20 protein-coding genes are annotated in these 20404 nt (G+C 64.5%); 10 read left to right on the top strand and 10 right to left on the bottom strand.

The window, feature by feature from the left end:
• Positions 1–65: 65 nt before the first annotated feature.
• The 3 genes from ACS5Q1_RS22705 to mbfA form a co-directional block, all read right to left on the bottom strand.
• Positions 66–884 carry a DUF4142 domain-containing protein gene (locus ACS5Q1_RS22705; RefSeq protein WP_473100300.1) on the bottom strand — a complete coding sequence of 273 codons (819 nt, stop codon included), beginning with the start codon at positions 882–884 and terminating at the stop codon, positions 66–68.
• A 283-nt stretch (positions 885–1167) separates the two neighbouring features.
• Positions 1168–2082, bottom strand: coding sequence for a metallophosphoesterase family protein (locus ACS5Q1_RS22700; RefSeq protein ID WP_473100299.1), 915 nt, complete (start codon positions 2080–2082; stop codon positions 1168–1170).
• A gap of 53 nt (positions 2083–2135) precedes the next feature.
• Positions 2136–3107, bottom strand: a complete 972-nt coding sequence (gene mbfA, locus ACS5Q1_RS22695) for an iron exporter MbfA (protein WP_473100298.1) — start codon at positions 3105–3107, stop codon at positions 2136–2138.
• Positions 3108–3445: 338 nt separating this feature from the next.
• Between mbfA and ACS5Q1_RS22690 the strand changes: the two genes are divergently transcribed.
• Positions 3446–3925 carry an NUDIX domain-containing protein gene (locus ACS5Q1_RS22690; protein ID WP_473100297.1) on the top strand — a complete coding sequence of 160 codons (480 nt, stop codon included), beginning with the start codon at positions 3446–3448 and terminating at the stop codon, positions 3923–3925.
• Positions 3926–4082: 157 nt separating this feature from the next.
• Positions 4083–4592 carry a GNAT family N-acetyltransferase gene (locus ACS5Q1_RS22685; RefSeq protein ID WP_203442871.1) on the top strand — a complete coding sequence of 170 codons (510 nt, stop codon included), beginning with the start codon at positions 4083–4085 and terminating at the stop codon, positions 4590–4592.
• An 18-nt stretch (positions 4593–4610) separates the two neighbouring features.
• Here ACS5Q1_RS22685 and ACS5Q1_RS22680 read toward each other — a convergent pair whose 3' ends face one another.
• Genes ACS5Q1_RS22680 through ACS5Q1_RS22665 form a run of 4 tightly spaced genes read right to left on the bottom strand, consistent with a single transcriptional unit; the run spans position 4611 to position 11457 of the window.
• Complete coding sequence (locus tag ACS5Q1_RS22680) at positions 4611–6683, bottom strand: hypothetical protein (RefSeq protein ID WP_473100296.1); 2073 nt, start codon at positions 6681–6683, stop codon at positions 4611–4613.
• A 12-nt stretch (positions 6684–6695) separates the two neighbouring features.
• Positions 6696–9500, bottom strand: a complete 2805-nt coding sequence (locus ACS5Q1_RS22675; protein ID WP_473100295.1) for a DUF4159 domain-containing protein — start codon at positions 9498–9500, stop codon at positions 6696–6698.
• A 3-nt stretch (positions 9501–9503) separates the two neighbouring features.
• Entirely contained in the window at positions 9504–10430 is a 927-nt protein-coding gene (locus tag ACS5Q1_RS22670) for a DUF58 domain-containing protein (RefSeq protein WP_473100294.1), read from the bottom strand.
• Between the two features lie 10 nt (positions 10431–10440).
• Positions 10441–11457: an AAA family ATPase gene (locus ACS5Q1_RS22665; protein WP_203442875.1), complete on the bottom strand. Its 1017-nt coding sequence runs from the start codon at positions 11455–11457 to the stop codon at positions 10441–10443.
• A 197-nt stretch (positions 11458–11654) separates the two neighbouring features.
• Between ACS5Q1_RS22665 and ACS5Q1_RS22660 the strand changes: the two genes are divergently transcribed.
• The 4 genes from ACS5Q1_RS22660 to ACS5Q1_RS22645 are packed head-to-tail and all read left to right on the top strand — an operon-like array spanning position 11655 to position 14390.
• Entirely contained in the window at positions 11655–12254 is a 600-nt protein-coding gene (locus tag ACS5Q1_RS22660; protein WP_473100293.1) for a DUF1285 domain-containing protein, read from the top strand.
• The gene (locus ACS5Q1_RS22655) at positions 12254–12892 is read left to right on the top strand and encodes a CoA pyrophosphatase (protein ID WP_473100292.1); all 639 of its coding nucleotides are present in this window, start codon (positions 12254–12256) and stop codon (positions 12890–12892) included. Before ACS5Q1_RS22660 ends, ACS5Q1_RS22655 begins: the two co-directional genes overlap by 1 nt.
• The gene (locus ACS5Q1_RS22650; protein ID WP_203442878.1) at positions 12889–13146 is read left to right on the top strand and encodes a DUF6111 family protein; all 258 of its coding nucleotides are present in this window, start codon (positions 12889–12891) and stop codon (positions 13144–13146) included. Before ACS5Q1_RS22655 ends, ACS5Q1_RS22650 begins: the two co-directional genes overlap by 4 nt.
• On the top strand, positions 13146–14390 hold the full coding sequence (locus tag ACS5Q1_RS22645) for a CCA tRNA nucleotidyltransferase (protein WP_473100320.1): 1245 nt from the start codon (positions 13146–13148) through the stop codon (positions 14388–14390). The genes ACS5Q1_RS22650 and ACS5Q1_RS22645 overlap by 1 nt, the downstream gene beginning before the upstream one ends.
• Positions 14391–14705: 315 nt before the next feature.
• Here the strand turns inward: ACS5Q1_RS22645 and hemF are convergent, their stop codons facing one another.
• A complete protein-coding gene (gene hemF / locus ACS5Q1_RS22640; protein WP_473100291.1) occupies positions 14706–15602 on the bottom strand; it encodes an oxygen-dependent coproporphyrinogen oxidase in 897 nt (298 codons plus the stop codon).
• A gap of 12 nt (positions 15603–15614) precedes the next feature.
• Entirely contained in the window at positions 15615–16094 is a 480-nt protein-coding gene (locus tag ACS5Q1_RS22635) for a tRNA (cytidine(34)-2'-O)-methyltransferase (protein WP_473100290.1), read from the bottom strand.
• 262 nt (positions 16095–16356) lie between these two features.
• Here ACS5Q1_RS22635 and petA point away from each other — a divergent pair, with 262 nt between their 5' ends.
• The 4 genes from petA to ACS5Q1_RS22615 all read left to right on the top strand — a co-directional run bounded on the left by petA (position 16357) and on the right by ACS5Q1_RS22615 (position 19816).
• Positions 16357–16920: a ubiquinol-cytochrome c reductase iron-sulfur subunit gene (gene petA, locus ACS5Q1_RS22630; RefSeq protein WP_473100289.1), complete on the top strand. Its 564-nt coding sequence runs from the start codon at positions 16357–16359 to the stop codon at positions 16918–16920.
• Positions 16921–16944: 24 nt separating this feature from the next.
• Positions 16945–18225 carry a cytochrome b gene (locus ACS5Q1_RS22625; protein WP_203442882.1) on the top strand — a complete coding sequence of 427 codons (1281 nt, stop codon included), beginning with the start codon at positions 16945–16947 and terminating at the stop codon, positions 18223–18225.
• Positions 18226–18249: 24 nt separating this feature from the next.
• Entirely contained in the window at positions 18250–19134 is an 885-nt protein-coding gene (locus ACS5Q1_RS22620) for a cytochrome c1 (RefSeq protein ID WP_473100288.1), read from the top strand.
• 73 nt (positions 19135–19207) lie between these two features.
• Complete coding sequence (locus ACS5Q1_RS22615) at positions 19208–19816, top strand: hypothetical protein (RefSeq protein WP_473100287.1); 609 nt, start codon at positions 19208–19210, stop codon at positions 19814–19816.
• On the opposite strand, the gene ACS5Q1_RS22610 is transcribed toward ACS5Q1_RS22615, so the two are convergent.
• The gene (locus ACS5Q1_RS22610) at positions 19817–20317 is read right to left on the bottom strand and encodes a cupin domain-containing protein (RefSeq protein WP_473100286.1); all 501 of its coding nucleotides are present in this window, start codon (positions 20315–20317) and stop codon (positions 19817–19819) included.
• Between the last annotated feature and the right edge of the window lie 87 nt (positions 20318–20404).

Genomic DNA, 20404 nt, shown 5'->3' with positions numbered 1-20404 from the left:
CTTTCGGCGAATACGAAAACGGCGGGCCGTGGCCCGCCGTAAAGTCCTCGTCTCTGTGCTGCCGCTTAACGGCGGGCCGCGCCGCCGGGAAGACGACGGGCTTCGGCCGCGTGCTGCTCGATATGCGGCACGACCGAGGCTGCGAACTGGCGCAGGGACGGATCGTTGCCGGCTTGGGCATAGCCCGAATGCAGAGCCAGAGCTTCCTGGTGAGCCTCGCGCTGGGCCTGGCCATAGAGTCGGTCGAATTGCGGGCCTGAAGCGGCGGCAAGTTGGTTCAACATAGCGGTCTTCTCGGGGCTGAGCGGCATGCCGAGGCGGATCGGGGTCACCGAGCCGGTCGATTGCACATCGGCCGCACGGCCCGCCGCAGCGCCCGTGGTCGCGCCGACACCCGCGCCAACCGCTGCGCCTACCGGCCCACCGACCACGGCGCCGACACCGGCTCCAGCCAAGGCACCGGTCGCAGTCCCGCCGGCCGTGCCGGGAGTTCCGCTCGCCGCAGCACCGGCTGCTGCGCCCGTGGTTGCGCCGACGCCGGCACCGACGGCTGCACCTACGGGGCCGCCCACCAAGGCGCCGATGCCCGCACCGGCCAGGCCGCCGCCGAGCGAGCCGCCGATGAACTGACCGGACGCGGTATAGACCGGGCGGCCGCCATTGAGGGCCTGGCTGGTCATGGCATGATCTTTGATCATGTCTTCTGCGTAGCGGCGCACGGCAGGATTGCGCGAACGCTCAAGGGCAAGCTGGCTCGAGGCGATCTCGAAGGCATCCGATTGAGCCGCCATCCTGCGATAGGTCTGACTGTCCATGATCTGGGCAGTGGCCGGGACGGCCGAAACGGATGCAAGCAAGGCCGCAAGGGAAAGATATTTTTTCATGGGATGACTCCTGTCTTCAGAGGGCGCAGAACGCCAAGCGAAGCCAATCGGGCTTGCAAGCTCATGGATGTCTGCTGCACCCCTTCAACGGAGGGCGATCTAAGCGGTTCCAGAAGAGATAAGGATATGCTGCCGTCAAGGGTGAAACGGATGGCAACTATCAGGAAGATAGATCGTCAATTCCAGTCAAAACAACGGTTTCCAGTGAAGTTGCTCATTTCAGGTGGTGGGTGAAGCCTTGTCATAATCTCTGCGTCCCAAGAAGCTGGGCCGAAATGCAGGCTCAAAGCTTCTCTTTTGGCTGACGAATGCGTGCAAGCGAGAGCATGCCCATCCCGCCGACTGTACCGTCAGGCTTCAGGCCGCGCAGCTCTGCCGTCAGGAGGAAGCCGGTGTCGTCGCGGTCGATGGTGAAGAGGTGATAGCCAGCCTTGTGGGTCAACGTCCCGCTGCGGGCCGATGCGGAAGGTGCGCCGATGACCGGAATGGGACCGCGCGGACCGTCGAGATGGGCGAGCGAGCCGACATGGTTGTGGCCATGGAGTACGAGTTCGGCGCCGACCCGGCCCAGCATCTTCTCGAAGCGGCGCGCATCGGTGAGGTTGCGCCCGGCCTCGGCCCCGCCGACATGCGGCGGGTGGTGAATGAGGATGATGCGGAAACAGTCCGGATCGCGCCCGAGATCTCCGAGAATCTGCTCGACGGCTTTCGACTGCTTCGAGCCGACCCGGCCCGAGGCCACGAAGGGCAGGGTCGGAATCGCCGATGACAGGCCAATGATGGCGATGCGCCCGTAGCGGCGCAGATAGGGGAAGACGGCCTCACGGCCGTCGTCGCCGCGAGTCCAGGGCGCAATCTCCCGCATGAGGCCTTCGAGGGACCCGCGAACATAGGCGTCGTGATTGCCCGGCACGAAGGTGACACGAGACGGGTCGCCCAGACCTTCGAGAAAAACGCGGGATGTCTTCCATTCGTCTGGCAGGCCGATATTGCAGGTGTCGCCCGTGCAGGTGATGTGGTCGGGCTTTTGCGCATGGATGTCGGCGACGAGCTCAGCCAGGAGCTCCATGTCGTGCAGGTCCTGTCGGCTGCGGTGCCAGTTGTACCAGCCGGTCAGGCGCTTGCTCAAAAGCTGCTTCAGGCGCGGCCGGGGAAGCGGGCCCACATGGGGGTCGGTCAGATGAGCGATGCGGAACATGGCGGCCGGATTGGTGCGAGGGAAGCGAGAGTTCGCGCGCGTGGCCCGATCCGTCAAGCGCTGCCGATGAAGATACCGGCGAGAAGCACCAGAACGCCGCCGACGATGACCTGATAGGTCGCGCGCCAGAACGGCGTCTCCATGTATCGCGTGCGGATCCATGAAATGGCGACGAGCTCGACCGCCACCACGAGCGTCGCGATGCTGGTCGCAAGAATGAACGCATTGGGCCAGGAATTCGGCACGAGATAAGGCAGGGTATGGCCGATGCCGCCGGCCGCCGTCATGAAGCCGCAGACGAGGCCGCGCAGCCAGGGCGAACCACGGCCGGTGATCTCGCCGTCGTCGGAGAGCGCTTCCGTCAGGCCCATGCTGATGCCGGCGCCGACGGAGGCCGCAAGCCCGACCAGGAAGGTCTCCCAGTTGTTCTGGGTGGCGAAGGCCGCGGCAAACAGGGGTGCGAGGGTCGAGACCGAGCCGTCGATGAGCCCGGCGAGACCCGGCTGCACATATTGCAGCACGAAGAGCCTGTGGCGGGCGTGCTCCTCGGCGGCTTCGGCGTTCTCGGTCAGATGGGCGGCATACAGTTCGCTCGCCTTACGCTCATGACCGCGCTCGACTTCCGCGAGGCGGGTGAACAATTCGCGCACGGAGACGTCGAGGGTCTGCTGTGCGGCCTTTTCATAGAAATTTGCCGCCTGCAGCTCCATGACCTCCGCCTCGCGGCGCATGTGGTTGAGGTCGAGATGCGGGCTCCACCAAAAGGCGCGGCGCTTCAGGAAGCCGCGCACGTCCTCCCGGCGGATGGGAGGCAGATGCTCGCCGAAACGGGAGCGATAGAAGCCGTAGAGGGAATTGCGATGGGCCCGCTCTTCCTCGGCCATGCCGTCGAAGATCTCGGCCGAGGCGGGGAAATCGGCACGGAGGCGATCCGCGAAATGCTGGTAGATCCGCGAATCTTCCTCTTCGTTGCCGATGGCGAGCGCGATAACCTCGCGCTCGGACAATTCAGACAGAGACTTCATACCCGCTCCTGTTTAGAAATATTCTAAACAAGAAAGCGGGCTGCCGCCAAGTCTCCCTGTGTGGGCAGGGAGGATGGCGCGAAACTCAATACTGCGCGCCCGGGATCAGGGTCGAATAGATCGAGCGGTCCTCGAGGTTGAGGGCCGGGGACCAGGAGAAGCGGGCGGAACGGTTGAGACGGGACAGGATCAGCGCGAGAAACATTGGAGCACCTTTGGTTGGCGCTGTCTTAGACCTTCGTATAATGCGGGTCACGCGCCAAATTGCGGGAACAGCTATGCATTTCATGAATGGCCACGTTCATCGCCCGGTAATCTTGTTCTGATTGGGTGGTTCGATGTCTGACCCCCAGCCACGCCGGTCGCCGCGCCTCATCTCCCGGGCTCTCCATACTTATTGGCGCTTCTCCCGCGGCCTGACCCTGGGTGTTCGCGGAGTCGTTCTCGACCAGCAGAACCGGGTCTTTCTCATCAGACACACCTATGTTGCCGGCTGGCATCTGCCGGGCGGCGGCGTCGAGACCGGGGAGACGGCGCTGGATGCGCTTGATCGCGAACTTCGGGAAGAAGCCTGCATCGCCCTCGACGAGACACCTCATCTCTTCGGCATCTTCTTCAACAACAGGATCTCCCAGCGCGATCACGTGCTGGTCTATGTGATCCGGCGCTTCACGGTGCTGGAGGTCAAACAGCCGGACAGGGAAATCGCCGAGGCAAGCTTCTTCCCACTCGACCGATTGCCGGAAGAGACGACGGCAGCCACCCGCAACCGCCTGGCCGAAATCCTCGAGGGGCAATCTCTCTCAGCGAACTGGTGAGAGAGCATTTGCGCCGCGTTCCCGACGCTGCTATGGCCTAAGCCATTAAGTAAACGCCGAGCCCCATGAGCAATACCCGGATTCTGCGACGACGACACGGCTGACATCACGTCCAGCCGCCATTTTTTGTTTCTCGTCCTTCGCCGTGAGTCCGTTCATGACCGAGCTCTCGCTCCTGATCCGCACCGAACAACCCATCGATTCCGAGGCCATCGAGCGCCTGCACGAGCGCGCTTTCGGCCCGGGCCGATTTGCCCGCACTGCGTCTCGCCTGAGGGAAGGGGCGTCCCATCTGCTCGATCTGTCGTTCACCGCCCTGGTCGGCACCCTGCTCGTCGGCTCGGTGCGCCTGACGCCGGTGAAGGCCGGCAAGGTGTCCGCCCTGATGCTGGGGCCGCTCACCGTGGAGCCCGCCTTCGAGAGCCGTGGCATCGGCGCGGCCTTGATGCAGCGCTCGCTCGATGCCGCCAAGGCGAAAGGCCACACCCTGGTGCTGCTCGTGGGTGACGAGCCTTATTACAGCCGCTTCGGCTTCAAGCGCATCCCGCCGCAGCAACTGCAGCTTCCGGGGCCGGTCAATCCTGCTCGCTTCCTGGCGCTGGAGCTGGCGGAGGGGGCGATGGCCGGCGCGAAGGGGCTGGTGAGCCCGCTGCCGCAGGATTCCTGATCAGGCCAGAATTCCTGATCAGGCCCTGCGGCGTCCTTCGATCAGCCAGGCAGTGAGCGTCGAGCCGATTAGCAGCACCAGACCGACGAAGCCGAGCGCCATCGGGAAGACGGACACGCCGCGCACGATGGCGCTGTCGCTTGGCTTGATGCCGATCCAGTCGCCGCCGGAAAAGCGTGTGCCGGAATGCACCGCGAGAATGCGTGGCACCGTGATGCTCTGATCGCCCGCTATGGCGACCCGCCGCACCGATCCACCCGTCGCCTCGGCAATCGAACTCAAGGCCTCGGTATTGCTGAACACGTCCATCAGCTCGCGCGGATTGGCCGGGCCGATGCTGACGAAGGTGATGAGGTCGCCCGAACGGACCGTGTGCAATCCAAGCTCGCGGCTCGCCACCTGCGCGGTGAAGAGACCGGGGCGCGTCTCGGTGAGTGGCACGCTGCTCTCCGCGCCGCTCGGCGCGATGAGGGTCGCGGGATCGGTTGTCTCCGCCATGGTCTGCCGCTCGATTCGGATATCGCGTCCTTGCGCACTTGCGCGTAGCGCCTCCTCTTCGAGGGCCGGTTCCTTCATGAGCCAATGGGCGAGGCGGCGCAGCAGGTCAAGATGCGGTCCGCCATCCTGATAGCCGCGGGCCCAGAGCCAGGCATGATCGGAAAGAAGCAGCGCGACGCGGCCCTTGTCCTCCCGGCGCAGCACGAGAAGCGGTAGATCGGTTGCACCCGACATGAGGGTGTCGCCCGATTGCACTACCGAACCGATGATACGCAGCCACTCGCCCCAGGCGGGCGGCGATTGCTCGGAGCCTGGTAGGTCGCGGGTGACGGGATGCCGGTCGCCGGTATCGGTAATCTCAGCCTTATAGGGCTGCTCGACGATGCTGCCGTTGGGTTGGCCCGGAATGATCGGTGCAAGCCGCGTTTGCGCGAGGCTGCCATAGCTTGCGAATTCAGGGCCGGCAGCCACGAGGATCGCGCCGCCCTCGCGCACATAGCGCACGATGTTCTCGAAATAGCTCGATGGCAGGATGCTCTGGTTCGCATAGCGGTCGAAGATGATCAGGTCGAATTCCTTGATCTTCTGCTGGAACAGTTCACGGGTCGGGAAGGCGATCAGCGAGAGCTCGTTGATCGGCGTGCCGTCCTGCTTCTCCGGCGGACGAAGAATCGTGAAATGGACGAGGTCCACATTGGCGTCGGATTTCAGAAGATTGCGCCAGGTGCGCTCGCCCGCATGCGGTTCGCCGGAGACGAGCAGCACGCGCAGCTTCTCGCGGATGCCTTCGATCGGAACGACGGCACGATTGTTGGTCTGCGTCAGTTCGTTCGGCAGGCCCTCCACTTCGAGCTCGACCACGTTGGTGCCGCCATGCTCGATACGCACATCGAGCGAGAAGGGCGTATCGGCCCGCACCTGCTGGCGGGTGAGGACCTGGCCGTCCCGGCGCACGGTGACGAGAGCCGACCCCGTGCCGCCGCGCTCCATGATCTGTGCGCGGATGGTCTGATCCTTGCCGACGATGCCGAAGCGGGGCGCCTCCAGCAGCTTGATCTGCCGGTCGCGCTCATCGGGGCGGCCGGTGATGAGCGCATGAAGCGGTGCCCGGAAGCCGAGGCCTTCCACGGAGGGCGGAATGTCGTGCACTACGCCGTCGGTGACGAAGATAACACCGGCGAGCCGATCCGGCGGCACATCGGCGAGGCCGTTCGAGAGGGCGGCGAACAGGCGCGTGCCGTCATCGCCGTTGCCGTCATCCGCCTCGATGAAGCGGGGATCCACGTCGGCCAGCGAACCGAAGCGGCGTTCAAGTTCCGCTCGCACCTGATCGGTCATGGGTGAGCGGTCGCCCAGGGTCTGCGACGTCGAGCGGTCGATGACAACCGCCACGATATCCTTCACCTTCTCCCGATCCTCCTGCACGAGCGCCGGATTGGCGAGAGCAAGCAGAACAAGCCCGAGCGCGATGGCGCGCAGGATCGCGACCGGCCCGCGGGAGATCAGCGCCAGGACGGCTAGCAAAGCAACAACCGCACCGAGGGCCCAGAGGGCATAAGTCGGGATGAGGGGGGAGAAGCTGACGGAAAGCAAGAGACCTCCCCCTTACTGCCCGAGGCGTTCGAGCAGGGCCGGCACGTGCACCTGATCGGCCTTGTAGTTGCCGGTCAGCGCATACATGACGATATTGACGCCGCTGCGATACGAGAATTCCCGCTGGCGTTGATCGCTGCCGACGACCGGATAGATCCATTCGCCCCGCGCGCCCACAGCCCAAGCGGCGGCGAGATCGTTGGACGTGATGATGATCGGCGAGACGCCATCGCCCGAGCGGGCCGGACGGTTTGCTTCACCCTCGGGTGCGGGTGGCAGAGCCTCGACCCAGGTCTGTCCCGTGGCATAGCGGCCGGGGAAGGTGTCGAGAATGTAGAAGGTCTTGGTCAGCACGTGATCGGTCGGTACGGGCTCGAGTTCTGGAATGTCGAGGCTTGCCAGCATCCGGCGAAGGTACTGTCCCTCGGCGGTGGGCGCACCGTCCGGGCGATTGCCGAAGGCATCGCGCGTGTCGAAGATCACCGTGCCGCCGCCTTTCATGAAGGCATCAAGGCGCCGGATCGCAGCCTCCGACGGCATGGGCCGCGATGCGACGATGGGCCAGTAGATCAGCGGATAGAACGCGACTTCATCTCGCGAGAGATCGATGCCGATGGGCTCGCCGGGCGAAAGCGCGGTCCGCTGGCTCAGCACCTGCGTTAGTCCTGCCAGTCCCGCCTTGCTCGTCTCATCGACCTGCGAGTCTCCCGTGACAACATAGGCCAGCCGCGTCACGAGAGCGGGATTGGTGCTCTCCATCATCATGGACGACCGGCGTTCCTGCGCGCTTGTATCGGAGATCGGATTGAGGATGAGCGACGCGCAAAGGACGATGGCTGCCGCAGCGCCTGCGCGGCGCAGGCGTCCGGTAAGGTTCGACAGGTGGCCGCCGAGCCAGAGCGAGACGAGAGTGTCTATCAGCAGGAGCACGAGTGCGAGCATGAAGAGCGGCATGCGCAGATCGATGGTCTGTGCACCGGCGAGCGGCGCGATCCGCGCACTGAGCGGCGCATAATTGAGTGGGGCCAGCCGGTCGCCCGGCAGAAGCGCATTCACCGCAAGGCTCGAATCCACGGGGCCGTAGAAGCCCGGCGGATGCTCCCCGGTCGCACGCTCGGCATAGTTGCGCGGCACAGCACGGGCATTTGCCGGAGGTGAGGTGAAGATGCCATAGCCGTCGAGGGTCAATCGAGGGGCCACCGTCTCGTTCTCCGCGTTGCGCGCTTCCCCATTCACGTCGCCTGGCGCCCCGGCGAGAGCCGTGGTCCGGCGCAGCATGTCGACGAAGAGGCCCGACAGGGGCAGGTTCGACCAGGTGGTGTCGGCGGTGACGTGGAAGAGCACGATCATACCGTCGCCGCGTTTGTCCGCCGTGACGATGGGCGTGCCATCGGCCAGCGATGCCCAGGTTCTCGACGGCAGGTCGCCATCCGGCTCCGCGAGGATCTGGCGACGGATGCCGATCTCCTCCGGAACAGTGAGGCCGAAATAGGGACTTTCGCGGGTGAACGGTGCGAAGGTCTTCGGCGTGTCCCAGGACAGCGTGCCGCCGAGGCTGCGGCCGCCCCGGCGCAGGCGCACGGGCACGAGTTCATCATTGCCGGCGGCCAACCTGGAGCCGGCGAAGCGCAGCAGCATGCCGCCCTGTTCGACGAAGGCCGTCACTTTGCCGAGCGTCTCGCGGTCGAGGCCGCCCACATCGGCGAGCACGAGAACGGAAACCTGTTCGTCGATCAACTGGTTCACTGCATCGGCGACTGCGCCACGGCCATTGCGGATTTCGGAATAAGGCGAGAGCGCGCGCTCGATATAATAGAGCGGCGAGAGAAGCGGTTGAGCCTGATCGGACGTGCCGCCGAAGACGAGGCCGACGCGGCGGCGCTTGCCGCGCTCGTCGAGAAGATGCACTGCGCCAGCCGAGCCCTCGCCGAGGATCTCGATGCGGGCGATGGCGTTGCGGATCTCGGTCGGCAGATCGAAGGCGACATTCGTCTCGGTGGCGTTCTGATCGAAGGAGAAGCGCATGTCGGCGAGCGGCAGGCTCCTCAGATCGAGCGCGCGCACCGTGCCGGCATCGCGTCTGTTTGGTTCGGGTCGTACCAGTTTGACGTTGAGTTGGCCGCTGGCATTCTCAACACCGGCAACGGCGAGCGCCGGAGCACGTTCCGCTTTCAGGACGGTAATCCGCTGCCCGCTCGCCATTTGCGCTAAGCCGTCGATGAAGCCCTGTCCATCAACGCCGGCCACCCCGTCGCTGATCCAGACAATATTTACCTCAGGCGTGGATTCCATGAATCGCCTGATGGAATCGAGATGAGCCTGACGGTCCTGAAGATGCGGCAGAGGCTTTAAGGTCCGCAGCCGCTCAAGCGCGGCGGCCGGGCTCGCGAGTTCGATAGCGGCAGGAGCTTCCGCCGTTGCAACCAGAGCAACGGTGCGTCCGTCGCGTCCCGCTGCCTCGATGCGCTCGGTGGCGAGGTTCAGGCGATCGCGCCAGTCATGGGCGGAGGCAAAGCCGTTGTCGAGCATGATCAGAAGCGGTGAACGGTTATTGTCCTCCGCGAGCGGATTCCAGATCGGACCCGCGGCTGCGAGGATGAGGAAGGCGGCGAGCAGCAGCCGCAGCAGAAGAAGCCACCAGGGTGTACGGGCAGGCGTTTCCTCCTCTGGCCTCAGGTCGGCCATGATCTTCAGAGGTGGAAAGTCCACGCGCTTCGGCTGCGGCGGCGTGATGCGCAGGAGCAGCCAGATCGCCGGCAGAGCTGCCAGGGCCGTCAGGACGAGCGGAACAGCGAAGGTGAGGGGAAGGCCCAGCATCGCTCATCGCCCTCCCAATGCTGTGCCGCGAGAGGTCGATACGAGCGTCATGATGCGCAGCGCCGCTTCACTGGCCGGCCGGTCGGTCCGATGGATGGTCAGCGTCCAGCCACGGCGGCGGGCGAGTTGCTGAAGTTCCTCCCGATGGTGCTCGATCCGCAGTCGATAGGCTTGCCCCCAGGAGATCGCATCGCCGATGCGGAGCGAAAGGCCGTCCTCGAGATCGTGCAGAACCGCCTGACCCTGGAACGGGAAGGTCTCCTCGACAGGATCGACGATCATTACGAGGTGCCCGCGCGCTCCGCGCGACGAAATGGCTTCGACCATGGCCGTGATGTCGCTGACGGGCGACAGGAAATCGCTGATCAGGATCGCTTCGTGTTGCGGTGCGATGGGGGCCTGTGGCGGCAGATCCTCTTCAAGCGAGGTGCGGTCCGCCACCAAGGTCTGTGCCATGGTCTCGGCAATCCGCCGTGTGGCGCGCGGCGGCATCAGACCCAGCATGCCGACCCGCTCTCCGGCTTCCACGAAGCAGTCGGCGAGCGCCAGACCGAGCACGATGGCGCGCTCGATCTTGGGTGCCTGCGCGAGATCCGAGACGTAGCCCATGGAGGCGGAACGGTCGAGCCAGAACCAGACGGTCTGGGCCGTCTCCCATTCGCGCTCGCGCACGTAGAGCCGGTCGTCGCGGGCCGAGCGGCGCCAGTCGATGCGCTGCGCGGCCTCTCCGGCGACGAAGGGTCGGAACTGCCAGAAGGTCTCCCCGGTGCCGGCGCGCCGGCGGCCATGGATCCCGTGGGCGAGGTTCGCGGCGACACGCCGCGCCTCGAGCACGAGGTGCGGCATCCGGCTGGCCAGGGAGAGCGCGCTCTCGGTTTCGCGGCGACCCGGCGAGCGGGCACTTTCGGGAAGGACCCGGACACGGGCCATGACGGAGATCCTAGCCTGCCAGCCGTGCGGTGAGCCGGCCGACGACGCTCTTGATTGTTTCTCCATCCGCCCGGGCGGAGAAGGTCAGCGCCATGCGGTGCTTGAGCACCGGTTCGGCCAGCGCCACCACGTCGGCGATGGAGGGGGCTACACGCCCCTCGATCAGCGCGCGGGCCCGCACCGCCAGCATCAAGGCTTGGCTGGCGCGGGGGCCTGGCCCCCACAGGATCTTGTCGGTCACGCCATCGACCCCGTCGCCTTCCGGACGGGCAGAGCGGACGAGATCGAGGATCGCATCGACCACGCTTTCGCCGACCGGCAGGCGGCGGACAAGGCGCTGCGCGTTCATGAGCGCTTCCGCATTCATGACGGCCTGCGGCTTGTGCTCCTCGGCACCCGTGGTCTCGATCAGGATGCGCCGCTCGGCATCGCGGGTCGGGTAGCCGACGTCGATCTCGAGCAGGAAGCGGTCAAGCTGGGCCTCGGGCAGGGGATAGGTGCCCTCCTGCTCGATGGGGTTCTGCGTGGCGAGCACATGGAAGGGCTGCGGCAGATCGTGCCGCTCGCCGCCGACGGAGACGTGATGCTCCTGCATGGCCTGGAGCAGGGCGGACTGGGTTCGAGGGCTCGCGCGGTTGATTTCGTCAGCCATCAGGAGTTGCGCGAAGACCGGGCCCTTCACGAAGCGGAAGGACCGGCGCCGATCGGCGCCTTCGTCGAGGATTTCGGAGCCGAGAATGTCGGAGGGCATCAGGTCGGGCGTGAACTGGATGCGGCGGGCGTCGAGCCCGAGCACAATGCCCAGCGTTTCCACAAGCTTCGTCTTGGCGAGGCCGGGGACGCCGACGAGAAGGCCATGGCCGCCGGCGAGAAGGGTGATGAGGGTCAGGTCGACCACGTCTTCCTGGCCGAAAATGACCGTGTGAATGGCCTCGCGGGCACGGCCGACAGTCTCAAGGGTCGCCTCCGCGCTGCGGATGATCGCGTCGTCCAGGGCGGTGGGCGCTTGAGCAATGCTGGCCGTCATGAGGTCACTCTCCTCGTTCGCAACTGCCCCCGGTAGCTAGTCTGCCTTCGATCCGTGTCGAGGCGCAAGGGTCGTTGCGCCGCAGCAAAGAACTGAATGGAGTGGACGGGACCGCCGGGGACTCTATGCTCTAGGAAGTAACAATCGATGGCCGTTCGTCGATCCATAAAGTTCAAAATCCTGTTCACGCTTGCGTCATGACCGATCCCTCACCCGCCATTTCCGGGAATGCCTTGGCCCGCCTGACCGAGGCGCTCGGCACTGAAGTCAAGCGCAAAGGTCCCCCGCCGGTCGAGTGCTGGAACCCGGCCTATTGCGGCGACATCGACATGCGCATCGCGGCAGACGGGACCTGGCATTACATGGGTACTCCCATCAACCGCTCCGCTCTCGTGAAGCTGTTTTCGACGGTTCTGCGCAAGGATCCGGAGCGCTACGTACTCGTCACGCCGGTCGAGCGGGTCGGGATCACGGTCGAGGATGCACCTTTCCTTGCGGTCGAAATGGCTGTGGATGGGGAGGGTGAGAGCCGCCAGATCGCCTTCCGCACCAATGTGGACGATCTCGTGCCGGTGAGCGCCGAGCACCCCTTACGCTTCGAGCGGGACGCCAAGGGCGGCGTCAAACCCTACGTGAAGGTCCGGGGCGAGCTGTGGGCGCGGGTGACGCGGGCTCTGGCGCTGGATCTGATCGCGCTGGGTGAAGAAAAGGATGAGGAAGGCATTTCCACCTTCGGTATCACGGCAAGCGGTCTGTTCTTCCCCATCGCTCCGGTCAGCGAGTTGGGCGCGTCCTGATGCGGCTCGCACCCCACGACGCACCGGATTTTCTGACGCTCGCGGCCGAGCGGCTGCGGCCCGAGCCTCCGCATCCGGACGAAGCCCTGGCCAATCCGAGGGGCGATCACAGCCTCGACAATGTGCCCCTCGTCCATCCCTTGACCCCGAAACCAGCCGCGGTGCTGGTGCCCGTCGTCATGCGCGAGGAACCGATGCTGCTCCTCACCGAGCGCGCGGCCCATCTGCGCCAGCATTCCGGGCAGATCGCCTTTCCTGGCGGTCGGGTCGATCCGGAGGATGCTTCCGTCCTGGCGGCGGCCTATCGCGAGGCAATGGAGGAGATCGGCCTCGACAGCCGCTTCATCAGTCCGCTCGGCTATCTCGACGCTTATTTATCCACCACGAATTATCTCGTCATCCCGGCAGTGGCGCGGATCGCGCCTTCCTACATCCTCAACCTCAATCATGATGAGGTCGCCGATACGTTCGAGGTGCCACTCAGCTTCCTCATGGACCCTGCGCGCCACGAACTCCATTCGCGCGAGTGGAAGGGGAGGGTGCGCCGCTACTATGCAATGCCCTATCAGGGGCGCTACATCTGGGGGGTGACGGCGGGCATCATCCGCAATTTGTACGAGAGGCTCTACGGTTCATGACGCGTGCGGTTGTTCAGGGATTGGTGCTGTTCCTCCTGCCGTTCGTCCTCTTCGCCGCATATCTCGTCGTCCGTCGCCGCAATCCCCTGATCTGGTCGCATTGGAGCGATCAGTCGCTCTGGCTTGCCATTGCAGGCTTGAGTTTCGTCATTGTCTCGCTGATCGCGACGGGCCTCTTGGCCGAGCGCCAGACCGGCACTTATGTACCGACCCATGTGGAAAACGGACGGGTCGTCCCAGGACATTTCGAGTGATGGAAACCCTCGACCGACAGGCGCTGGCGAGCCTTCTTGAGCGCCCCGAGCTGCGCAGTCTCCTGGAGGCCTTCAATGACGATGCGGAGGAGACGCGCATCGTGGGCGGAGCCGTGCGCAATGCTCTTCTCGGGCGGCCGGTGACCGAGGTGGATTGCACTACCACCATGCTACCCGAGGCTATCATCGAACGCGCGAAGAAGGCCGGTTTCAAGGCCGTGCCGACCGGGATCGAGCATGGCACGATCACGGTGATCGTCGCTGGCGAACCCTTTGAGATCACGACATTACGCGAGGATGTGGAGACGGATGGACGCTATGCAGTCGTGCATTTCGGCCGCGATTTCGTGTTCGATGCCAAGCGGCGCGATTTTACCATCAATGCTCTCTCGCTCGGCCTCGACGGACAGCTCTACGATTATACCGACGGCGTGGCCGATCTCGCCGTCCGGCGCGTCCGGTTCATCGGCGACGCCCGCACGCGCATCCGCGAGGATTATTTGCGGATCATGCGCTTCTTCCGCTTCCATGCGGAGTATGCGGACGCCGATCCGGATCCGGACGGGCTCGCCGCCTCAGGTGCCGAACGGCAGGGCCTGATGATCCTCTCGAAAGAGCGGATCCGGCACGAGCTTCTCAAGCTCCTCGTCGCTCGGCGGGCAGAGGATACGATCCGTATCCTGGCCAACTATGGATTCCTGACATGGCTCCTGGGTGGCGCAGCTGAGTTCGGCCGGTTCGGCCGGGTGGCAGCATTTGACAGGGGCAATCCCGTCCCGATCTGGCGATTGGCAGCGCTCGCCGTCATGGTCGAGGAGGATACGGAGCGTTTGCGGGAGCGCCTGCGGCTCTCCAACGACGAGCACAAGAAGCTCGCCGCTTATGCCCGGCTCCTCTGCCTGCTCAAGACATGGGCTCTGCCTATCGATGTATTGGCCGTCCGCCGTCTGGCAGCCGATCATGACATCGAGACCATCGGCATTGTCCTGGCAGCCACAGCTGGCGAGCCATTCCCCGTTGTCCATGCCGATGCTCATGAGGCGCTCGATCGCTTCCGCAGTGGCGCCGAGCCGATTCCGGTCTTTCCCCTGCGCGGCGCCGATTTGATCGAGGGCGGCGTTCCCAAGGGGCCGAAGGTCGGCGAACTGCTCGCCCGGGCCCGACAGGCGTGGCTGGCGGAAGGCTGCCGGATGGACGAGGCTTATGCGAGGGATTTGCTCGGGCGGGTGCTGGGGCAGGTTTAAGACTGCTCCGTCGACCTTTGTGTCATCCCGGACAAAGCGCAGCGAAGATCCGGGATCGTTTTCAAAATAAAGCGCGTGTTTTCCTCCCCACAAGGGGGAGGGAAAAGGGTGGGGGTGCTGGCGCCATACGCGGATAGGCTATCGCTCACACCCCCACCTCCAACTCCTCCCCACCGCAAGTCGGGTGTTCCCGACTTGCGGCAGACAAAAGACAAGTCTCGGGCAAGCCCGAGGCTTGCGGGAGAGGAGGGTTCTAGCGCCATCCTCGTCACCCGATCCCGGATCGGCTTCGCCGTCCGGGATGACACCTCGTTCTTAAGGCCACCTCACCGTCGGTGGCATGGAGGAGAGGATCGACGCGATGTTGCCGCCTGTCTTCAGGCCAAAGATCGTGCCGCGGTCATAGAGCAGGTTGAACTCCACATAGCGTCCGCGGCGCACCTGCTGCTCGATGCGGTCCTCCTCGGTCCAAGGCTTGGTGACGTTGCGCCGGACGATCTCCGGATAGATCTTGAGGAACGCTTCGCCCACACTGCGGGTGAAGGCGAAATCCTCGTCCGGGTTCCCGGTCCAGTGATAGTCGTAGAAGATGCCGCCGATGCCGCGCGGCTCGTTGCGGTGCTTGAGGAAGAAGTACTCGTCGCACCACTTCTTGTACTTCTCGTAGGAGCCTTCCGGCGCATGGGTCCGGCTGGCCTCTTCCATCGCCTCATGAAAGGCGACGGTGTCCGGATCGTCCTGCGTGCGCCGCCGGTTGAGAACCGGCGTGAGATCCGCTCCGCCGCCGAACCAGGGCTTCGTGGTGACCACGAAGCGGGTGTTCATATGCACCGTTGGAACGTTCGGGTTCCAAGGATGCGCGATGAGCGAGATGCCGCCAGCCCAGAAGCGCGGGTCCTGGTCCGAGCCCGGGATCTGGCCGCGGAATTCCGGCGCGAATTCTCCGTGCACCGTCGAGACATGCACGCCCACCTTCTCGAACACGCGGCCGTGCATCATGGACATGGTGCCCCCGCCGCCGGGAGCGCCGCTGTGGTCCTTGCGCTCCCACGGGGTGCGCGCGAACCGACCGGGCTCGGAGGCTTCTACGGGGAGGGGAGCCGTGACCTCGTCCTCCAAGGTCTCGAAGGCGGTGCAGATCCTGTCGCGCAGCAGAGCGAACCAAAGGGGGGCCTCTGTCTGCAGGCGCTCGACGGCTTTCGTATCGGTCATGATAGTATCGCTTCAGGTTTCTGAAAGTGCAGGGTGGGGAAACGCGTTCGTCTGCCGCAGAGCCTCGCCGAGGATCATGGCGGCGGTCACGGCCACGTTGAGGGAGCGCATCCCCTGCTGCATGGGAATGACGATCCTGGCATCAGCTGCTTGGTGGACCTCCTCCGGTACACCGGCGGATTCCCGCCCGACCAGGATGATGTCGTCTGGCCGGTAGGCGAAATCGGCGTAGGGGGTGGCTCCCTTGGTGGTGGTGAGGATCAGACGGCCCTTGGCCTCCTGTCGCCAGGCCTCGAAGGCGCGCCAGGAGATGTGCCGCGTGATGGTGACATGATTCAGGTAATCCATGCCGGAGCGGCGCAGGTTTCGGTCGGAGACGTCGAAGGCCGCAGGTTCGATGATCTCCACCGGCACGCCGAGGCACGCGGCGAGGCGCAGCATGGTGCCGGTATTCTGCGGGATGTCCGGCTGATAGATGGCAAGACGGGGCATGAGCCCGTCATCGGGGCAACCAGCCTTGCCGTCAAGGGAGCTCTCAAAGGCTCGTAAGCCGGCGGCATTTGCGCCACAGGCTGGAACAACTCCAATCCGGCTATGGACAGGCGGGCTTGGCCGTGCCAAAGAGCCACCGCGTGGCGACTCCCAGTCGCATTGCGCGCGCGTCGACACGCATGCTTGTTCCATTTTGGACCTCGTGTGTCGAATGCCTGGGTTTCCAAGGTATTGCCGATGCGCGGTTCTCGTTTTTTGATCAATGCTGGAGAGCCAAGTGGCCGAGACCACCACTCATGTCGCTGAGCCGACACGGCGCGATTTCCTCTACATCGCCACAGGCGCAGCCGCCGCTGTCGGCGGAGCTACCCTGGTATGGCCCTTCGTCCAGTCCCTGGCGCCCGACGCGGCGACGGTGGCTGCCGGCGCGCCCGTCGAGGTCGACCTGAGCCCGATCGCCGAAGGGCAGATCGTCAAGATTTTCTGGCGCGGCAAGCTGATCTTCGTTCGTCACCGTACGCCTGAAGAGATCAAGGCTGCCGAGGACGTGAATGTGGCCTCCCTGCGCGACCCCCAGGCCGACTCGGCCCGCGTGAAGGAGGGGCATGCCCCTTGGCTGGTCGTTTTCGGCAACTGCACCCATCTGGGCTGCGTGCCGCTCGGCCAGCAGGGTGAGTACCATGGCTGGTTCTGCCCGTGCCACGGCTCGGTGTTCGATACCTCCGGCCGCGTCCGCGGCGGTCCGGCTCCGACCAATCTGCCGATCCCGCCCTACACCTTCGCGTCCGACACGAAGATCATCATCGGCCAAGAAGCCACGGCGTAACCCAGCGACGATCAGGCGATATCCATGAGCCAGCATTCCACAACTTATGTTCCCAAGAGCGCCTTCGGTAAGTGGTTCGAGAGCCGTCTGCCGATCGCCGGTCTCGTCCATTCCTCGTTCATCGCCTTCCCGGTGCCGCGGAACCTGACCTATTTCTGGACCTTCGGCGCCATCCTGGCGTTCATGCTCGTCTCGCAGATCGTGACCGGCGTGTTCCTGGCCATGTACTACACGCCGAACGCGTCTCTCGCTTTCCAGTCGGTCGAGCACATCATGCGCGATGTGGAATACGGCTGGCTGCTCCGCTATCTGCACGCCAACGGCGCGTCGATGTTCTTCGTTGCCGTCTACATCCACATCTTCCGGAACTTCTACTACGGCTCCTACAAGGCGCCGCGTGAGGTTCTCTACATCCTCGGCGTGATCATCTTCCTCCTGATGATGGCGACCGCCTTCATGGGCTACGTCCTGCCCTGGGGACAGATGTCGTTCTGGGGCGCCACCGTGATCACCAACCTCTTCTCGGCGATCCCGCTCGTCGGTGAGACGATCGTGCACTACCTCTGGGGCGGTTATTCAGTGGGCAACCCGACCCTGAACCGCTTCTTCTCCCTGCACTACCTGCTGCCCTTCATGATCGTGGGTGTGGTTGCCCTCCACATCTGGGCACTGCACGTGCCGGGCCAGAACAACCCGACCGGCATTCCGATCAAATCGGGCAAGGACGCGGTTCCGTTCACGCCTTACGCCACGATCAAGGACATCTTCGCTGTCGTCGTGTTCATGATCTTCTTCGCCTACTGGGTGTTCTACATGCCGAACTATCTCGGCCATGCGGACAACTACATCCCGGCAAACCCGGCCGTGACGCCTGCGCACATCGTTCCGGAATGGTACTTCCTGCCGTTCTACGCGATCCTGCGCGCCATCCCCGACAAGCTCGGCGGCGTCATCGCCATGGGCGCGGCCATCGTGATCTGGTGCTTCATGCCCTGGCTCGACACCTCGAAGGTGCGCTCCACGGCTTACCGTCCGCTCTACAAGCAGTTCTTCTGGGTCTTCGTGCTTGTCTGCGTCCTGCTCGGCTGGCTCGGCTCCCGCCCGGCTGAGGGCTGGTACGTGATCGCGTCCCAGATCTGCACGGTCTACTACTTCGCCCACTTCCTGATCGTTCTGCCGGTGCTCGGCTTCGTCGAGCGTCCGCTGCCGCTGCCGAATTCGATCCTCGAATCCGTCATGGGCGTGCAGAAGGGCGGAGCCGGCATTCCGGCCGGTGCCAATGCTGAGCCGCATTCCAAGGGCTGATGCGAGAGTAGAGGAAACAGACCAATGATGAAGCGTACTCTTCTCATCGCAGCCGCCGTTCTCGGCCTTGCCGCTCCGGCCTTCGCCGCCGGCGAGACCCCGGTCCCGTCGCAGCTCAAGTGGAGCTTCCAGGGTCCGTTCGGCACCTTCGACCGGGCCCAGCTCCAGCGCGGCTTCAAGGTCTACCGGGAGGTTTGCGCCTCCTGTCACGGCCTGAGCTACGTCGCCTTTCGCAACCTGTCGCAGCCCGGCGGTCCGCAATTCTCCGAAGCGCAGGTCCGCGCGCTTGCGGCCGAGTACAAGATCCAGGACGGCCCGAACGACGCCGGCGACATGTTCGAGCGTCCCGGCCGGGCTGCCGACCGCTTCCCGTCCCCGTTCCCGAACGAGAATGCGGCTGCGGCGGCCAATGGCGGCAAGGCTCCGCCGGACCTGTCCCTGATGGCCAAGGCCCGCACCTATGAGCGCGGCTTCCCCTGGTTCATCACCGATGTGTTCCGTCAGTACTCGGAGAACGGCGCGGATTACCTCGTCGCGCTGCTCAACGGCTACGAGGAGGCCCCGCAGGGCTTCACGGTCCCTGAGGGTGGTCATTACAACCACTATTATCCGGGCCACGTGATCGCGATGCCGAAGCCACTCAGCGACGGCCAGGTCGAGTATCCGAAGAATGAGGCCGGCCAGCCTCAGGTGCCGGAGACAGTTGACCAATACGCCCGCGACGTCACGGCTTTCCTCATGTGGACGGCAGAGCCGCATCTCGAAGCCCGCAAGCGCCTCGGCTTCCAGGTCATCCTGTTCCTGATCGTCCTGTCCGGCCTGCTCTACTTCACCAAGAAGAAGGTCTGGGCCCGGGTGGGCGGCGAGGTCGAAGGCCACGCCACTCCTCCGATGACGCACAATCCTTGAGGATCAAGGCCCCGCTCCGGGGCCTTTTTCTTTGGAGATGACACGATGCGGGACGGACCTTAGCTCGACATCCATGTTGCAGACGATCGCCGACGACATCTGGGGGCAGCCGTGCCTCGCCTATCACGTCCAGCCCGGCCTCGAGCCTGAAACCCGGGGCGCTTTTGAAGGCCTGCAGCAGGCCCTCGTCGAGCTCTGGCCGGAACCCCTGCATGTCAGCCCGCAGCACGGGCTCCATGTCACGATCTATCCGCTGCTGACGGTCAAGGGTGGCTACGACAAGGATGCCTATTGGCGGAGCATCGCCAAAGGAAGCGAGGGTATCCTGGAGGAACTCTGCACCGGCCATCGGGCCTTGAAGCTGTGCTTTTCCCGTCTCAAGGTCACCGATACAGCCATCATCGTGACGGCGACCGAGGAAAGCGGCCTGATCGAGGCCATCCGCCAGCGGATCGTCCGCGAGATTCCCCCGCCGCCCGGCCAGAAGCCGCTTATCTACGATCTGATCCACTCGACCCTGGTGCGCTACCGGACGAAGACCGCCATTCCGGATGATGTGATCGCGCGCATCGAAAGTTCGCCCGTCTCCATCACGGCTCCCGTGAAACGGATCAGGCTCGTTCGCGAGACGCTCTTTCCCTGCCTCATGACGGACGAGATCGCCTCGTTTCCGCTTGGCTGATCAGCCCGGCCGACGCGGCTTGCCGTCATGCGGGCCGAGGGGACGCACGGGTGCATCGTCCCACCAATCCGTGCGATGGGCGCGCAGCTCCGGATTGACCGGATAGACGATCCGGTTCTCGTCCTTGTTCGCCTCGCCGACGACCAGCAGCCGGACGGGCTCGTCCGTGTTGTTGAGAAAGCTGTGCGCGATCCCGGTTCCAGCGGGAAAACCGACCGCATCGCCTGGGCGAAGGCGGAAGAGATTGCCGTCGATCCACGCGTCGGGCGTACCTTCGATCACATAGATGAATTCCTCTTCCGAACTTTCCGCATGGGGGAACGACGTGCGGCGGCCCGGCGGCAGCAATTCATGATGAATGCCGAGCTCCGTCAGGCCGAGAGCCTCGGAGAAGGGCGAGTTGATGCTCCGCAATTCCTTGGTGCCGCGAAAGACGGCGGTGCCGTCGCCCTGGAGCTCTTCGTAGTGCCGGATGAAGGAGGGGCGCTTAGTCTCGGACATGGACAATCTGCCTTTCCATCGATGACGGTCGAGGGTCTATATGAGGCGTTTCGACGAACCGGCCACATATTTTCCTGGCAGGGAGCG

This window comes from Microvirga sp. GN3, from assembly GCF_055792825.1.
This window is presented reverse-complemented; position numbering and strand designations above follow the sequence as displayed.

Excerpts from the sequence above, each read along its gene's own strand:
- ACS5Q1_RS22705 (WP_473100300.1), bottom strand. The coding sequence starts at position 884 with ATGAAAAAATATCTTTCCCTTGCGGCCTTGCTTGCATCCGTTTCGGCC.
- ACS5Q1_RS22700 (WP_473100299.1), bottom strand. The coding sequence starts at position 2,082 with ATGTTCCGCATCGCTCATCTGACCGACCCCCATGTGGGCCCGCTTCCC.
- mbfA (WP_473100298.1), bottom strand. The coding sequence starts at position 3,107 with ATGAAGTCTCTGTCTGAATTGTCCGAGCGCGAGGTTATCGCGCTCGCC.
- ACS5Q1_RS22690 (WP_473100297.1), top strand. The coding sequence starts at position 3,446 with ATGTCTGACCCCCAGCCACGCCGGTCGCCGCGCCTCATCTCCCGGGCT.
- ACS5Q1_RS22685 (WP_203442871.1), top strand. The coding sequence starts at position 4,083 with ATGACCGAGCTCTCGCTCCTGATCCGCACCGAACAACCCATCGATTCC.
- ACS5Q1_RS22675 (WP_473100295.1), bottom strand. The coding sequence starts at position 9,500 with ATGCTGGGCCTTCCCCTCACCTTCGCTGTTCCGCTCGTCCTGACGGCC.
- ACS5Q1_RS22670 (WP_473100294.1), bottom strand. The coding sequence starts at position 10,430 with ATGGCCCGTGTCCGGGTCCTTCCCGAAAGTGCCCGCTCGCCGGGTCGC.
- ACS5Q1_RS22665 (WP_203442875.1), bottom strand. The coding sequence starts at position 11,457 with ATGACGGCCAGCATTGCTCAAGCGCCCACCGCCCTGGACGACGCGATC.
- ACS5Q1_RS22660 (WP_473100293.1), top strand. The coding sequence starts at position 11,655 with ATGACCGATCCCTCACCCGCCATTTCCGGGAATGCCTTGGCCCGCCTG.
- ACS5Q1_RS22655 (WP_473100292.1), top strand. The coding sequence starts at position 12,254 with ATGCGGCTCGCACCCCACGACGCACCGGATTTTCTGACGCTCGCGGCC.
- ACS5Q1_RS22650 (WP_203442878.1), top strand. The coding sequence starts at position 12,889 with ATGACGCGTGCGGTTGTTCAGGGATTGGTGCTGTTCCTCCTGCCGTTC.
- ACS5Q1_RS22645 (WP_473100320.1), top strand. The coding sequence starts at position 13,146 with ATGGAAACCCTCGACCGACAGGCGCTGGCGAGCCTTCTTGAGCGCCCC.
- hemF (WP_473100291.1), bottom strand. The coding sequence starts at position 15,602 with ATGACCGATACGAAAGCCGTCGAGCGCCTGCAGACAGAGGCCCCCCTT.
- ACS5Q1_RS22635 (WP_473100290.1), bottom strand. The coding sequence starts at position 16,094 with ATGCCCCGTCTTGCCATCTATCAGCCGGACATCCCGCAGAATACCGGC.
- petA (WP_473100289.1), top strand. The coding sequence starts at position 16,357 with ATGCTGGAGAGCCAAGTGGCCGAGACCACCACTCATGTCGCTGAGCCG.
- ACS5Q1_RS22625 (WP_203442882.1), top strand. The coding sequence starts at position 16,945 with ATGAGCCAGCATTCCACAACTTATGTTCCCAAGAGCGCCTTCGGTAAG.
- ACS5Q1_RS22620 (WP_473100288.1), top strand. The coding sequence starts at position 18,250 with ATGATGAAGCGTACTCTTCTCATCGCAGCCGCCGTTCTCGGCCTTGCC.
- ACS5Q1_RS22615 (WP_473100287.1), top strand. The coding sequence starts at position 19,208 with ATGTTGCAGACGATCGCCGACGACATCTGGGGGCAGCCGTGCCTCGCC.
- ACS5Q1_RS22610 (WP_473100286.1), bottom strand. The coding sequence starts at position 20,317 with ATGTCCGAGACTAAGCGCCCCTCCTTCATCCGGCACTACGAAGAGCTC.